We start from the raw sequence: 15,071 nt of genomic DNA, 5'->3' as shown, positions 1-15,071 counted from the left end.
TTGTGTGTCGTAACTTGAGTAATAGAATTAGCCATATGTGCTTTTTGCTGTAGTTGCTAAAAGTGCACGGATGTTCCATTACAGAAAAGGAGAGACAAATGAAGGTTTGTTCTCAATGCAATTCGGAAAATAACGACATCGCAAAATTCTGCAAGAATTGCGGCAACAATATTGAAGCTGTTCAGCCAATGTATGCTCAGCCTCAGCCTGTTCAGCCTCAGCCTGTTCAGCCTCAGCCAGTGTTATACTCAGCCTGCTCAGCCTATGCACACTCAGCCTGCTCAGCCTCAGCCAATGTATGCTCAGCCTCAGCCTGTTCAGCCTCAGCCTGCATACACCCAGCCTACTCAGCCGATGCAGCAGCAGCCAGCTCAAGGCGCTCCTCACTTTACGCAAGCAGCAAATCAAATAAACACTGAACAGGTAATGCACTTCTTCCGTTGGCTTGTTAGCGCTATTAAGCATCCATCTCATAAGTATCGCGTTTCTAGCTTGTATGCCGTGTTGGTGTTTGTTATCAGCGCGCTTGTGTCTGCAATCCAAACTTATTGCACGGTTCAATCTGGTGCTAACTTCTTCAATTCTTTCACTAATGCTGGTGCTAACTTCCTTTCGTCGATGTTGGAGCGTTCTATTTCTGCTCCACGAGTTTCCGTGCCTATTTCCGTGTTCATTGCAGCTTTCTTCGCAGCAATAATTAGCGTTTACATGACATTCGTTGTTGCGTTAATTGGTGCAAAGATGTTTGGTGATCCAATGTCTGCCAGCCAGTTGCATGTTCAGTTCGCTCAGAAGATGGTGCCGATTGTAACAATTCAGATTTGTGCAGCATTACTTGGCATTCTTACTCTTTCGACTCCTTCTGTGTTCTTGCAAATATTTGCAGGTTTCTTAACGTTACTTCTCCCATTCTCCTTCGTGTCTCACGCTGATTGCACGCGTAAGATGGATCGCGAATGGTTGTGGGTTATTTATGTGTTGGTGGCTGCGATAATTCTTATTATTGTATTCTTCGTCACGATGGGTATCGTAACAAGTGCTATTTCTTCCGCAATGTACGGAGCTTTATTGCACTAAACGGATTTTGCTAATCTGATGTAAATGTGATTCTATAAAAGCTTTCGCTATAGAGTATTTTTTGTAAAGTTTGCGTTAGTTTAGCAAAATAGCTTGCAACAAAAATTTTATTCAAAAGTGCTTAGCGTATGAATAATATGCTAGGCACTTTTGTGAAATAGTAGGAGTTAATTTATGAATTGTATACAATGCGGAAACGCAATTGATAATGATGCTGCGTGGTGTCCAAATTGCGGCGCCAGAGTAGACAATCAGCCTGTTCAGACGCAACCTGCTCAGCCTGTTGCTCAACCAGAGGCACAGCAGTTTACTCAGCCTGTCACTCAACCAATGCAGCCACAATATAGCAATCCCGTTTCGCAAACTACCACAAGTTTTGATTCGGTTCCAGCTTCTGATCCGGCTCCAGCTTTTGATCCGGCTCCAGCTCCAGCTCCAGTAAAAATGAGCAAGAAAACTAAGATTATTCTTAGCGTAGTAGGCGTTTTAGTTGTAATTCTTGGCCTTACATATTACTTTGTTCAAAAAAATGTGTATTCTCAGGAAGCTACAGTTAAGCGATACGTTACTGCTTTGGAAAATGGAAACTTTACGGAAGCTAGCAATCTTGTCGATTGGACTTCTAGCAACGTTCCAGATGGTACTCGTGTTCTTATGAACAATAACACTGGTAAGAATACTGAAAATCGTATTGCGAACTCGTCTATTACCGATTTGTCGTACGATTCTAAGCGCGTTACTTACAAAATTAATGGTCAAGAATCATACTTTAATGTTGAGCTTACGCCACCTAAGCAAGAATGGCTCGTATTTAGTTCTTACAAAATAAAGTACCCGACTATAAGCTCGTTGCCTGTAGAAGTACCTAGCAGCATTAAAAAACTTAATATTAACGGCACTTTAGTGAATTTAGACAAATACAAGAAGTCTTCAAAGAAAGATGAAAGCTACGGCTATACTGACGGAAATAATAGTGATAGCACAAGGTATAGTATCCCTGTTTACCCTGGAACGTATACCGTTAAGCCAGTTATAGATTCGCCATTTGTGGAAGCTGATTCTATTAAAGACGTTACTGTTTTTGGTGCCGGATCGAGCGCGGATACTACGGTTGTTAACCTTGTTGCCACTAATAGGTTAGCTAAGGGCATTGCAATTGCTGTTAAAAAAGAGATTGATAAGTGCGTAGCTTCTACGGAACCTGAGGTTTCAAAAGAATGTGAATTCGCTATTAAGCTTAAGAAAAAGTCGTATGGATTCTTCTCTGATCTCAACTATGACTATTCCGATATTAAGAGAAGTGTCGAAAAGTATCCTAAGATTAACGATATTAATACTTCTTCCAGTACTTTTAGCACAGATCCATTTACTACAAAGGTAAAGTATCGTTATAAGGTTAATGACGACAAAGATTGGAAAGATGGCGACCAATCTGACAACTTCTGCATTTATGGAAGGTATAAGATTAATGGCGATAATTTGTCCGTTAGCTTTGGCAACAACGAAAATTAGTGACAAGTAGCTGATTAGTAATAATCAAAATACCTAACAAAAAATATAACAAAAAATCCCCCGCAAGTTTTTGTGGGGGATTTATTTTATTTAAGTTTATAACTTAATGTATTCGCTGTACTTACAGTATTTGCTGTACTTACTGTATTTACTGTATTTGCAATCCAATTACTGGATGCGCAAGTAAAAAGCAAAGCAAATCAGATATTAAAGCAAATCAGATATGGAAGTAAAGCTCATACTCAAGTGGCGTTGGAGCCAAGCGAGCCATATCCATTTCCTCATGCTTCAAATTCAGCCAAGTTTCAAGCAAATCGCTAGTAAACACATCGCCCTGCATGAGGAAGTCGTGATCCTCTTCCAAAGCCTGCAAAGCCTCACCAAGCGAAGAAGGAACCTGCTTAATACCCTCATGCTCCTCAGGAGGAAGCTCGTACAAATCCTTGTCAACCGGGGCTGGAGGCTCAATGTGGTTAATCACGCCGTCCAAACCAGCCATAAGCTGAGCTGAGAATGCTAAGAACGGGTTGCAAGAAGGATCCGGTGCGCGGAACTCAATGCGCTTAGCGGCAGGCTCAGCGCCGGCAAGAGGAATACGAATTGCGGCGGAACGGTTGCGCGCAGAGTAAACCAAGTTCACTGGAGCTTCGTAGCCTGGCACCAAACGGTGGTAAGAGTTAAGCGAAGGATTAGTAAAAGCGAGCACGGAAGAAGCGTGCTTAATTAAGCCGCCAATATACCAGCGCGCGATGTCGGAAAGCTGAGCGTAACCGGTTTCCGCGTAGAACAGTGGCTTGCCGTCCTTCCAAAGCGACTGATGGCAGTGCATGCCGGTGCCGTTGTCTCCAGCAATTGGCTTAGGCATAAAGGTTGCAGCCTTGCCAGCCAAAGCAGCGGTTTCGTGAACCACATACTTGTACTTCATCAAATCGTCGCCAGCGTGAACAAGCGTATTGTAACGGTAGTTGATTTCCTGCTGACCAGCGCCACCAACTTCGTGGTGAGAACGCTCAAGAATCAAACCAACCTTCTGCAAATTGTAAACCATGTCGTCGCGCAAGTCTTGATTGTGATCAACCGGCGGTACAGGGAAGTAGCCGTGCTTTACGCGATTCTTAAAACCAATGTTATTGCTGCCGTCATCTTCTGTATCAATGCCGGAATTCCAAGGAGCTTCGTTAGAATCCACCTCGTAGAAGGAACGCTGCATATCGTTTGCGAAACGCACCTTGTCGAAAATAAAGAACTCAGCTTCCGGAGCAAAGCTTGCGGTATCAGCGATACCAGTGGACTTCAAATAAGATTCAGCCTTAATTGCCACCTGACGAGGGTCACGAGAGTATGGCTCATCCGTCACAGGATCAACAATAGAAAAGGCCACATTCAAAGTCTTATGCTTACGGAATGGGTCGATGTAAGCAGTATCGACGTCTGGAATAAGCTTCATGTCGGATTCGTTAATAGCTTGGAAGCCCTGCATAGAAGAGCCGTCGAAAGCCATACCGTCAGTGAATGCGCTGTGCAAAAATTCGTCAGCTGGGACTGTAAAGTGCTGCTGGACACCAATCAAATCAGTAAATCGTACGGAAACGTATTCAATGCCTTCCTTTTCAATAAGGGCTGCGGCATCTTCTTTCGTTTGCAACGTGGTCATGGCCACCATTCCTTTCTTAATCTTCAGTAACGAGTTTAGAACTGGGAGAGTGATTTTGGATTTCGTCGACTCGAATATCTCGTTACGTTTGTGTTACGTACTGCGTTGCGTGTTACGAGTAGTGTGGCTGCGTTGCGTGATTGTGTGATTGCGTGGTTGCGTGATTGCGTGGTTGCGTGGTTGCGTTGCCGCGCAGTTTACATGCCGTAAGCCCTTTTCATCAGTTCGCGCCGGTACAATAGTGAGTATGACGTATCACGAGCATGAAATGTATGAAGCTAACGATTTAGCCGATAACGCTAGTGCAGGGCGCTCTGGCGACAACAAACTGGACTTAGCTTCGCTTTTCCCTGCAAAAGGTGACGATAGGCGGCCGCCGGACTGGCTTGGTCGCGCACTTATTTACGTGGCGATTGTTGTTTTTACGTCGATTTTCTTATGGTTTGCGTGGAGTAGCATTTCGTTTATTGTTTTCGACGTCATCGTGTCTATTTTTATTGCGCTCGCTATGGAACCGTTGGTGGTTCGTCTTATTAAGCACGGTTGGAGGCGAGGAGTCGCTTCCGGTTTTACGCTTACGAGTTTGCTGGTTGTCGTCGGTTTGTTGCTGGGATTGTTTGGCAATTTGTTTGTGCAGCAGGCTGTGTCGATGGCCTTGGGCTTGCCGGATTTATATCATCAGCTGAGTCAGTTTGTGCTTCATTCTACCGGTTTTAGGATGCCGAATATTGAGCAGCTTGGCATGGAAATTTTGAAGCATGTGCAGACTTCGTGGGTGGTTGATTTTGCCGGTCAAGCGTTGAACACCACGTGGGGTGTGATGACATTTCTGCTTGATTTGCTTACGATTCTTATGGTGACGTACTATATTTCGGCAGCAGGTCCGGCTATGCGTCGAAGCATGTGCCGTTGGATGAATCCGCAGTCGCAGCGAAGGTTTTTGTTTATTTGGTCGGTTGTGCAGGAGCAAATTTCCAGCTTCCTGTTTTCGCGTATTATTTTGGCTGCGATTAATGCCGTGGGTACGGCGATATTTCTTATTGTGATGCACATTCCATATTGGTTGCCTTTGTCGTTATTCTGCGGCATTGTTTCGCAGTTTGTGCCGACAGTTGGTACCTATTTGGGCGGTGCTTTGCCGATTCTGTTTGCGTGGGGATCGAACGGTTATGGTGCGGCTCTCGCAACGTTAATTTTTATTACGATTTATCAGCAGATTGAAAATATGGTGATTTCGCCGAAAATTTCCGAAAAAACTATGGATTTGAATCCGGCTGTCGCTTTTCTTTCAGTGTTGGTGATGGGTGCTGTATTTGGTGCGCTTGGAGCGTTTCTTGCGCTGCCGGTTACGGCTAGTTTGCAGGCTATTTTTAAGGTGTGTACGAAACAGTATCATCTTGTCTCGTCTCCTCTTATGAACGATCCTCGCCCTGAGCGTAAGTCGCTTATGGTTACGAGCGTTGAAGCTATTGGGCATAATTTTATGAAGCCTGTTCGTGATACGGTGCTTCGCGTGATGCGGGGTAGTAGTTCCAGAATTTCCATGAACGACGATATTTTGTACTGGTACAAGCAGGCGTATGTATCTGATAATACGGATGCTGGCAGCGAAGTTAACGTTTCCGTTTACGATGCGGATGAGGCTGATTCTCTTGCTACGATGGCGATTTCTCGCGAAGTGTTGGACGCTGTTAATAAAGATCTTGCTGCAAATCGTGTGCGACGTGCGAAAGTTGCGAAAAATGCGGAAAGTACGGAAAGTACAAAAAGTACGGAAAACGCAGGAAACGCTACGACTGCGCGGAATATTCGCCGTCGCAACAAAAACGTAACAAAAAAGAATACTATAAAAAATAACGTAAAAAATAACCCACGGAGCGGATGGAAGCAATGATTCTGCTATCAATATTTGACGTATTAGTAATAGTTATTGGTATTAGCAGCGTCGTATACCAAGGCGTGTGCGCTGTAGCATCGCTGTTCGCTAAACCTATTGTTTTCCCCGAAGCGCCTATGGATAAGCATTATGCCGTGCTTATTTCCGCACGAAACGAAGAAGCGGTAATCGGCAACCTGATTCGCTGCATCCAAACTCAGACATATCCGCAAAAGCTCATTGATATTTGGCTTGTGGCCGATAATTGTACCGATTCCACTGCGCAAGTAGGTCGTCGCGCCGGTTGCAATGTTATAGAACGTTTCGACACAAAGCACATTGGCAAAGGGTACGCCTTAAGCTATCTGCTCGACCACATTATGGAAAGTGGTGCGGACGCTGTGTACGACGCCTACTTTGTGTTCGACGCGGATAATAAACTCGACGAACACTATTTTGAAGAAATGAACAAAGGCTTCCACGCGGGCTATCAGATTTTGACAAGCTATCGTAACTCTGTCAACCTCTCCGACAACTGGGTTTCATCCGGTTCTGCACTGTGGTTTATTCGAGAGTCGCGCTTTACTAATAATTCACGCATGCTGTTCGGATCCAGCTGCCACGCGGGCGGTACGGGATTCATGTTCTCACGCGAAATTATGCACCGAAATCGCGGTTGGAAATTCCACCTTCTTACGGAAGATCTCGAATTTACTATGGACTCGATTCTTCACGGAGACAAAGTGGGCTACTGTGGTTCGGCTGTGCTTTACGACGAGCAGCCGGTGTCATTCAGGCAAAGTTGGAGACAAAGGCTGCGCTGGAGTAAGGGCTTCTTGCAAGTGTTCCGCTACTATGGTGCTGCTCTTATACGTCACGGTATTCGCGAGCGCGACTTTTCATCCGTGGACTTTACGCTTATGCTGTGTCCGTTTATGGTATTAGCGATTGTACGACTTATGCTTGGGTTCGTGTTTGCGGCCTTTGGTTTCGTAACGTGGACCAGCCAAATTGAATCCTCGCTCAATTTTATTACCACTACAGTTACCAGCGTTTTTGGCATGATGGTGTTTGTGTCGCTGACGATTCTGGTGGAGCACGATAAGCTGGGTGCTACGAATAAGGAGCTGTTCGCGTACGCGTTGAGCTTCCCGATTTTCATGCTTTCTTATGTGCCGATTGCGTTCCAAGCCGTGTTCTCAAAGAGTGAGTGGAAGCCGATTCATCACACCGGTAAGTAGGGTAGTGTGCGTTGATTTGGGACGGCTTGGTGCTTTGGCTAACGGCTAATCAAGCCTCAACTAACGGCTAATCAAGCCTTCCAACCAACGGATAATCAATCTGCCAACTAACGTTTAATCAATCTGTCAACCAACGGATAAGAATATATAACGCTTGTGTGGGGCGTGTGCTAGGCTCAGTAAGTTCATGACTTTAATGATTACATGTAGTCAAACTATTACATACTTTACGAAAGGCTATTGTGCCGCATACTCATTATGCTGCGTCCGCCAATAAGCGTGGCGCCAGGAATACGAAAAATCAAAAGAATACGAAGAATACGAAAAGTACGAAAGACGTTGGGAAATTTGGTCGCGTTGCTCGCAACGGGAATGCCGGCAACGTGGGTGCTGGTGACGCGGGTGCCGGCAACGCTGTGAAGCGCGGCAAAGTAAAGAATACGCATAACAAACGTGAATCCTATGAAATTCGCGAGGCGCGCAGTGCGAAGAAGTCCAACAAGCAGCGCAATCCTTTTGAATACCAGGGCAATCACAAACGCAACAGTGTAAAACACGAATTTAACTCGCGAAGGGAACGCAACCGTAAAGCGCAGAAAGCGCAAGAAAAGGCGCGTCAGAAGGCTTTGCGCTATGAGGAAATGGCGATTCGCGAGGCTGAACAGGATTTTGCGCAGGCGGATTTTGCGCAGGCGGATGGTTTTGGTAAGAATACTGCGCAACGTGACTCTGCTCAGAACGCTTCTGGTAAGTATGCTTCTGGCAAGTATGCTTCCGACAAGCACGCTTCCAATAAGCAGTCTGCGGCACGCCAATCTGCGGCGCATCACTCGTCGGACGCACACGCATTGTCGACGCAAGATTCTCAATCTTCAGCAACTCAAACTCCAGTAATCATTCCGGATTCTGCAATCGAATCTCGCGACGCTTATCGTGACGACGTAACGTTTGCACAACTCGGGGTGCCGGATCCTATTGTGGAAGTGTTGCGTGCCGACGGAAAGACGACGGCGTTCCCAATTCAGCAGGCTACGTTGCCTGATTCGTTGCGTGGAGCGAATATTCTAGGTCGCGGTCGTACGGGAAGCGGTAAAACATTGGCTTTCGCCATTCCGCTTGTGGCGCGATTAGCGGAGAACTTTGTTGATCTTATTAATTCCGGCAAAAAACGTAAGGCTCGCGAAGATGGTGATGTGCCGGCTCCTCGCGCAATGATTTTGGCTCCAACGCGTGAGCTTGTGCACCAAATTGACGATGTGGTAGCGCCTCTTGCGGCAGCCTACGGTATGCGCACAGTGACGGTGTATGGCGGCGTGCGATACCAGCGCCAGGTATCGCAACTGAAGCAGGGTGCGCAAATTGTGCTCGCGTGCCCAGGTCGTTTGGAAGATTTGCTGCGGCAAGGTGCGTTGACGCTCGAAAAGGTGATGGTTAGCGTGCTTGACGAGGCCGATGAAATGGCAGACATGGGATTCCTCCCGGCTGTTACGCGACTTCTTGAACAAGTGCAGCCGGACGGCCAGCGAATGCTGTTTTCTGCCACGCTCGATAAGCAAGTTGGCGCGCTGGTGAGCCGCTTCCTTCCAAACGCCGTAGTGCATGCGGTTGACGATGCGGATTCGCAGGTTGACACCATGACTCACCACATTTTTGCTGTGTCGGCGGGAGACAAATACGAAGTGTTGCGCAAGTTGGCTTCCGGATGCAAGCGTTCCATATTCTTTACGCGCACCAAGTATCAGGCGAAGAATATGGCAAAGAAATTTGTGCAGCAGGGTATTCCTGCGGTGGATTTGCAAGGTAATTTGTCGCAAAATCAACGCGACCGGCATTTGGCGGTGTTTGCGGAAGGATTGGTGCGCGTGCTGGTTGCGACGGATGTGGCGGCGCGCGGCATTGATATTAGTGAAGTTGCGCTGGTGGTGCAGACGGAGCCGCCGGAGGACCCGAAGTCCTTCCTTCATAGATCTGGCCGTACGGCGCGCGCTGGCGAAGAGGGTGATGTGGTGACGCTTGTGCTGCCGAATCAAAAGCGTTCGGCGCACATGATGCTTCGTCGTGCTGGGATTCATGCGAAGGCTGAGGATGTGAATCCTGCTTCGCCTGTTTTGGATGAAATCGTGGGAGAGGCTGCTGAGTTGCAGGAAGGTTGGAGTATGCCGGAGCCTGAGCAGCACAAGCGCAAAGGCCGCGGACGTGGACGCGGGCAGTGGCGCGGGCGCGGTCGCTTTGACCGAGCTTGAAATCATTGGGATTTCAAGCTCCTTCAAAGCGTGATTTGGCTCAATTGTGAAGCACGGGGTGCTTAACGCTCGCGCGGGTAACGCGCTCGCTACTGAGCTTGCGTTGAAAGCACCCCGTGCTTTCAACTTGAGCAAGCTCACGCTCCGAGTTGCTTTCGCGCGCTAAATCGCAGCGCTCAAGCATGTCGTCGCGCAAACCCCGGAGAGAAAATTCCGGCAAATGTTCCATAAAATCACCAAAGCGCTGCGCGAGCGCCATACCACATGACACGCTCCAAATGTGAGGTGAGTTTCTCGCGTTTGGAGCGCTGCGCGAGCGTTACTGGCGCAGAAACTGTACTGCACTAGCGCTTTTACCGAGCTTGAAATCATTGGGATTTCAAGCTCGGTAAAAGCGGAAACTCGCTTAAGTTGGAAGTCCGGGGGACTTCCAACGCGAGTTTCGTAAGCGAGCGCGTTACCCGCGCGAGCGTTATTAACGCAGAAACTGTACTGCGCGAATAACGAAAAAGCGCTTGCTGCACTTGCTTAATTGCTTACTTGCTTTGGCCCTTGCCAAATGCTCGCAACTGAATTCCGTTCCAATCAGCGCTTACAGTCAACGGCGTAGCGGCGTTCATGCCTGCGGTTTTAGCGGCTGATTGCACGGTGCTGGAACTTGGGGAACCTTCGCGCCCTGGTTTTGGTGTTAATACCCACATAGGTGCGTCGTCGTCAAGCATATTTGTGGCATCCATGATGGTGTCCGCGAGTTCGTCTTCGTCGTCGCCGTCGCGCCACCAAATAACTACGCCATCAACAGCGGAATCGTAGTCCTCGTCCACTAGTTCTTCGCCAGTGAGTTGTTCGATACTTTCGCAAATTGTTTCGTCAACATCATCGTCCCAGAGCCATTGTTGCACAATGTCTCCTCGTTGGAATCCGAATTCCTGTGCATGTTGAAAAGCTATCTGTTCCACGTGACTCAATATATCAAAGCGCCACGAAGTGCGCGCACGCAACGGCGTGTATTGTACTTACTTAAGTAGTCTTTCCTTACTGACTCTGCTTTACGTGCGTGTATAGGAAATGTCGAAAAAGTACACGGCAAATGTTCCAAAAAACCACCAAAACAGCAACATTTACCGGAGAAAAAACTCCGGCAAATGTTCCATAATTACGCAAATTCAGCAACAAATGCCGGAAAATCTCCCGCAAATGTTCCAAAAACCAGCCAATCCAGCAACAAACGCCGGGAATTTTCCCGCAAATGTTCCTGTAGCTTTGCAGCATTGCTTCTGCGAACGGTGAGTATTTGCTGCTTAGTGAACTTTAACAGTATTGCTCTGCGGACGTTGAGTACTTATTGCCTAGAAACCACTAGCATTCCTGCTGCTGCACAAGTCACACCGAACCCAATCTTCCCCACACCACCGCAGCTTAATTGCGTAACTTTAGCTGCACTTAGTAAACCACGCACTTTCGCAACTTTTTTGCACGAGTCTATGAGTTTTGTGTTGTGCTTAATTTGTTGAGAGGCTGGAAAAATTGTGTTCAGCACTAAAAGAGGACTGAGGAAGCAACATTACATAAAGAACGAAGCAGACATAAAAACCTTTAACAACCAGAGCGACGAAGGACGGGACGTGCGCAAACACAAATTTTCCAGCCTCGTAAAAACCAAAAAACTAAATCAGTTACAAAACTCACAGACGATACGCAAGTCTGTCTAAAGAAAAAATAAACTAAGAAATTCAAAACGCCAGCAATCAAGCCTCCCTCATCCTCGACACGCCTCAAAAATCGCGAAAGTGACGCAAATCACTATATGTAGGTTGTTATCTTTACGTTTTTCCCTAGATATTGTGCAAGACTTGGGTTATAGTAGAGCAGGTCGTTGTAAACTATTGAAATAGTTTACAACGAGAGAAACGTTAATAAGTAGTAAAAATAATAAAAATAAGTGGTAGAGAGAGGTCTGTCCGATGCAGGTTTTGGAAGAAACTGACGTTGATAACGCAGCAATTCGTATGAATGATGGCGTGGTGGAAGCCCCAGTTTCACGTGTACTTGTAGAGAAGCGCGATGGCCGTGTCGTTGACTTTGACCCAATGAACATCATTATGGCTGTGAAGGCTGCTTTCAAGGACTTGGGCAAGGAAGTCGGTCCGCAGGAAGAGCAGATGATTCGTAGCATTTCTGATCATATTGAGGCCGAAATTCAGGATCGTTACAATGGTCCGGCAAAGATTGAGGATATTCAGACTTTAGTTGAGCACAGCCTTATTGAGAACCATCTGTACGAGGTTGCGCGCTGCTACACGAGCTATCGTCTGAACCGCGATATCGATCGCGCTAAGGCTACGGATATTAACGAAGCCGTGAATCGTCTTGTAAACCGAGACGAGTCGCTCGTTCGCGAAAACGCAAATAAGGATTCCAACGTTTACGCCACCCAGCGCGATCTTCTCGCCGGTGCTGTTTCCAAGGCTTCCGCGTTTTCTATGCTTCCTCACGCCGTTTCTAACGCGCATATGAAGGGTGATATTCACTTCCACGACGCCGATTATTCGCCATTTACTTGCATGAGCAACTGTTCGCTTCCTGACTTTGGCGACATGCTTGCTAAGGGTTTTGCGCTTGGCAATGCCATGATGGATAGTCCAAAGTCTATTGGTACTGCCGCAACCCAGGTTACGCAGATTATTAAGGATATTGCTGGCGCGCAGTATGGTGGCCAGACGGTGAATCGTGCGGACGAAATGCTTGAGCGTTACGCAAAGTGCGATTACGACAAGAATATTGCTATGGCTCACGCTATGATTCCGGATTCTACGCCGATTGAAGTTGCGAAGGATATGATTGACGGTTTGAAGGCTCAGGAGCCTAAGAATCTTCACTGCTCAGACAGGGATCCGCTTCCTGCTGACACTCCTTTTGACGAAAACTTGAGCGAGCTTGATCAGCTTCGTGAAGTTTACGCAAAGATTATGACGCGTAAAGCTATTTACGATGCTATGCAAACGATGGAATATCAGATTAATTCCAACCGCGTTTCTAACGGCCAGACTCCGTTTGTAACTGTTGGCTTTGGTCTTGGTACGTCTTGGTTTGCTCGCGAAATTCAGCGCGCTATTTTGCTTAATCGTATTCGCGGCCTCGGTAAGGATCGTCACACTGCTATCTTCCCTAAGCTTGTGTTTACTGTTAAGCACGGTGTAAACGCGGATCCGGGCGACCCGAACTACGATTTGAAGCAGCTTGCGCTTGAGTGCTCTACTAAGCGCATGTATCCAGACGTTGTGTTCTACGAGAATATCGTGAAGATTACTGGCTCCTTCAAGGCTCCTATGGGCTGCCGTTCCTTCCTTCAGGGTTGGATTGATCCGAAAACCGGTAAGGACGTGGAAGACGGCCGCATGAATCTTGGCGTGGTTACGGTGAATATGCCGCGTATTGCGCTTGAGTCTCATGGTGACGTCGATCGTTTCTGGAAGCTTTTTGACGAGCGTATGGAGATTGCTCACCAGGCTTTGCGTTTCCGCATTATGCGCTGCAAGCAGGCAACTCCTGTGAACGCTCCAACGTTGTTCCGCTACGGTGCTTTTGGCCGTTTGGAAGCTAATGAGAGTGTGGATCAGTTGTTCCGTAACGAGCGTGCTACGGTTTCGCTTGGCTATATTGGTTTGTATGAGACTACGGCCGTGTTCTTTGGTAAGGATTGGATTAAGGATCACAGCTGGAATGAGGATGGCAAGGAGTTTGCGCTTTCTTTGGTGCGTCGCATGAATAAGCTTTGCCAGCAGTGGTCGAAGGCGGAGGGTTACCATTATTCCGTTTACTCGACTCCTGCTGAGTCTTTGACGGACCGTTTCAACCGTATGGATCGTCAGAAGTTTGGCCGCATTGAAGGCGTTACTGATCACGACTTCTACACTAATTCCTTCCATTATCCGGTTTGGTTGCAGCCAACTCCTATGGAGAAGCTTCGTTACGAGGTTGACTTCCCGTATCTTGCTTCCGGCGGCTTTATTAACTACTGTGAGTTCCCTTGCTTGCAGGCGAATCCTAAGGCTTTGGAAGCTGTGTGGGATTACGCTTATAAGATTGGCATTGGTTACTTGGGTACGAATACGCCTATTGATCACTGTTTCGTTTGTGGCTTCCAGGGTGATTTTGAGCCGACTAAGGAAGGTTTCCGTTGCCCTGAGTGCGGCAATAGTGATCCAGATAAGTGCAATGTTACTAAGCGTACTTGCGGCTACTTGGGTAATCCTGTTCAGCGTCCGATGGTTCACGGCCGTCACGAGGAAATTGCGCATCGCGTGAAGCACATGTCTGGCGAAACTGGTCACGTGACGCTGGATAATGGCGAATCTCGCGAATGGTATGAGGAAGCCAAGTAGTAGATTTCGTTATTTTTATTTATAATTCGTGCCGTTGGTAATGCGTGCGTGTGTTGCGCGTTCCCAACGGCATGAGATTATGTGTAACGCAACTTTTTACGTAGTTAAGTAACGTAGTTAAGTAACGTAATTAAGTAACGTAATTAAGTAACGTAATTAATATAAGGGGGTGGGGTATGGCACGTATTACGCTTCATGATTTTGCGCCGAATGACGCGAATCGCGGTCCGTGGATTCCTACCTCACTTTCTAATAATCCGCGCGCCGGTCAGTGGTCGAGCGAGCGCATGAGCCAGGGCATGGTTGCAGACTATAAGCGTTTTTTGATGACGGATGGCGAGGGTATTCGCTGTTCGCTTTACGTTTCCGGCTGCCCGTTCCATTGCGTTGAGTGCTATAACGAGTCGATTTGGGATTTTCGCGCAGGACACCCTTATACGCAAAAGCTTGAAGACCAGATTATGAAGGATTTGGCGGAGCCTTACGTTCAAGGTTTGACGCTTCTCGGCGGTGAACCGCTGCTGAATACTGGCATTTTGCTGCCGTTGTGCAAGCGTATTCGCAAAGAATTTGGTCATACGAAAGATATCTGGAGTTGGACTGGCTACACTTGGGAAGAACTTATGCGCCCGGGGGAGACGCCGGATAAACTCGAACTTTTGCAGTACGTTGACATTCTTGTTGACGGCCGTTATATGAAGGATTTGCACGATTCGCTGCTGCAGTTTAGAGGTTCCAGTAATCAGCGTATTATTGACGTGCCAAAGTCTTTGGAAAATCCGCACGATCCGCCGGTAATTTGGGAGAAGCTTCACGATCAGGAGCGTTTTATTCCGTCAATTTACGGCAAAGACCGCGCGCAAGGCGAAGGCGATGCTTCGTAAATCCATGAATTTGACTACATTTGCTGGGTGATTTTCATGGTTTTGTAGCTATTTTGGCTGGTGTTGTAAATAGTTACTCTGATGAGCCTCGAAAGTTTTCAGCATCGTAGGCGCGACGACCTGCTTTCGCGCTTAGAGCGTAGTGCGTTAGTTTCTTTACACTCGTGTAAAGTGACTGTCGTTTTTTGGCGAGATTCCG

At 47.2% G+C, this 15,071-nt stretch carries 9 protein-coding genes; 7 read left to right on the top strand and 2 right to left on the bottom strand.

From position 1 onward, the window contains the following. Positions 1 to 192: 192 nt before the first annotated feature. Positions 193 to 1,077, top strand: a complete 885-nt coding sequence (locus tag AXE77_RS06910; protein ID WP_276308799.1) for a DUF6574 domain-containing protein — start codon at positions 193 to 195, stop codon at positions 1,075 to 1,077. A gap of 174 nt (positions 1,078 to 1,251) precedes the next feature. Next, the gene (locus AXE77_RS02610) at positions 1,252 to 2,589 is read left to right on the top strand and encodes a zinc ribbon domain-containing protein (protein WP_116711972.1); all 1,338 of its coding nucleotides are present in this window, start codon (positions 1,252 to 1,254) and stop codon (positions 2,587 to 2,589) included. Between the two features lie 217 nt (positions 2,590 to 2,806). Here AXE77_RS02610 and glnA read toward each other — a convergent pair whose 3' ends face one another. Continuing rightward, a complete protein-coding gene (gene glnA / locus AXE77_RS02605) occupies positions 2,807 to 4,243 on the bottom strand; it encodes a type I glutamate--ammonia ligase (RefSeq protein WP_116711971.1) in 1,437 nt (478 codons plus the stop codon). Positions 4,244 to 4,511: 268 nt separating this feature from the next. Between glnA and AXE77_RS02600 the strand changes: the two genes are divergently transcribed. The 3 genes from AXE77_RS02600 (at position 4,512) to AXE77_RS02590 (ending at position 9,603) form a co-directional block, all read left to right on the top strand. After that, positions 4,512 to 6,137, top strand: a complete 1,626-nt coding sequence (locus tag AXE77_RS02600; protein WP_240612639.1) for an AI-2E family transporter — start codon at positions 4,512 to 4,514, stop codon at positions 6,135 to 6,137. Beyond that, positions 6,134 to 7,360, top strand: coding sequence for a glycosyltransferase family 2 protein (locus tag AXE77_RS02595; protein WP_116712070.1), 1,227 nt, complete (start codon positions 6,134 to 6,136; stop codon positions 7,358 to 7,360). Before AXE77_RS02600 ends, AXE77_RS02595 begins: the two co-directional genes overlap by 4 nt. A gap of 242 nt (positions 7,361 to 7,602) precedes the next feature. Continuing rightward, positions 7,603 to 9,603, top strand: coding sequence for a DEAD/DEAH box helicase (locus tag AXE77_RS02590; protein WP_116711969.1), 2,001 nt, complete (start codon positions 7,603 to 7,605; stop codon positions 9,601 to 9,603). A 536-nt stretch (positions 9,604 to 10,139) separates the two neighbouring features. Here AXE77_RS02590 and AXE77_RS02585 read toward each other — a convergent pair. Next, the gene (locus tag AXE77_RS02585) at positions 10,140 to 10,562 is read right to left on the bottom strand and encodes a DUF3052 domain-containing protein (RefSeq protein ID WP_116712069.1); all 423 of its coding nucleotides are present in this window, start codon (positions 10,560 to 10,562) and stop codon (positions 10,140 to 10,142) included. Between the two features lie 1,050 nt (positions 10,563 to 11,612). On the opposite strand from AXE77_RS02585, the gene nrdD reads away from it, so the two are divergent. Next, the gene (nrdD, locus tag AXE77_RS02580; protein ID WP_240612638.1) at positions 11,613 to 13,988 is read left to right on the top strand and encodes an anaerobic ribonucleoside-triphosphate reductase; all 2,376 of its coding nucleotides are present in this window, start codon (positions 11,613 to 11,615) and stop codon (positions 13,986 to 13,988) included. Between the two features lie 176 nt (positions 13,989 to 14,164). Next, the gene (gene nrdG, locus AXE77_RS02575; RefSeq protein ID WP_116711967.1) at positions 14,165 to 14,872 is read left to right on the top strand and encodes an anaerobic ribonucleoside-triphosphate reductase activating protein; all 708 of its coding nucleotides are present in this window, start codon (positions 14,165 to 14,167) and stop codon (positions 14,870 to 14,872) included. The last annotated feature ends 199 nt before the right edge of the window (positions 14,873 to 15,071 follow it).

Origin of the sequence: Gardnerella massiliensis (assembly GCF_003408845.1) — a bacterium.
Lineage (GTDB): Bacteria > Actinomycetota > Actinomycetes > Actinomycetales > Bifidobacteriaceae > Bifidobacterium > Bifidobacterium vaginale_H.
Note: the sequence above shows the minus strand (reverse complement) of the source record. Positions and strands in the feature narration are given on the sequence as shown.

Bases quoted from the DNA above. Each gene is read 5' to 3' on its own strand.
- AXE77_RS06910 (WP_276308799.1), top strand. From the start codon at position 193: ATGCTCAGCCTCAGCCTGTTCAGCCTCAGCCTGTTCAGCCTCAGCCAG.
- AXE77_RS02610 (WP_116711972.1), top strand. From the start codon at position 1,252: ATGAATTGTATACAATGCGGAAACGCAATTGATAATGATGCTGCGTGG.
- glnA (WP_116711971.1), bottom strand. From the start codon at position 4,243: ATGACCACGTTGCAAACGAAAGAAGATGCCGCAGCCCTTATTGAAAAG.
- AXE77_RS02600 (WP_240612639.1), top strand. From the start codon at position 4,512: ATGTATGAAGCTAACGATTTAGCCGATAACGCTAGTGCAGGGCGCTCT.
- AXE77_RS02595 (WP_116712070.1), top strand. From the start codon at position 6,134: ATGATTCTGCTATCAATATTTGACGTATTAGTAATAGTTATTGGTATT.
- nrdD (WP_240612638.1), top strand. From the start codon at position 11,613: ATGAATGATGGCGTGGTGGAAGCCCCAGTTTCACGTGTACTTGTAGAG.
- nrdG (WP_116711967.1), top strand. From the start codon at position 14,165: ATGGCACGTATTACGCTTCATGATTTTGCGCCGAATGACGCGAATCGC.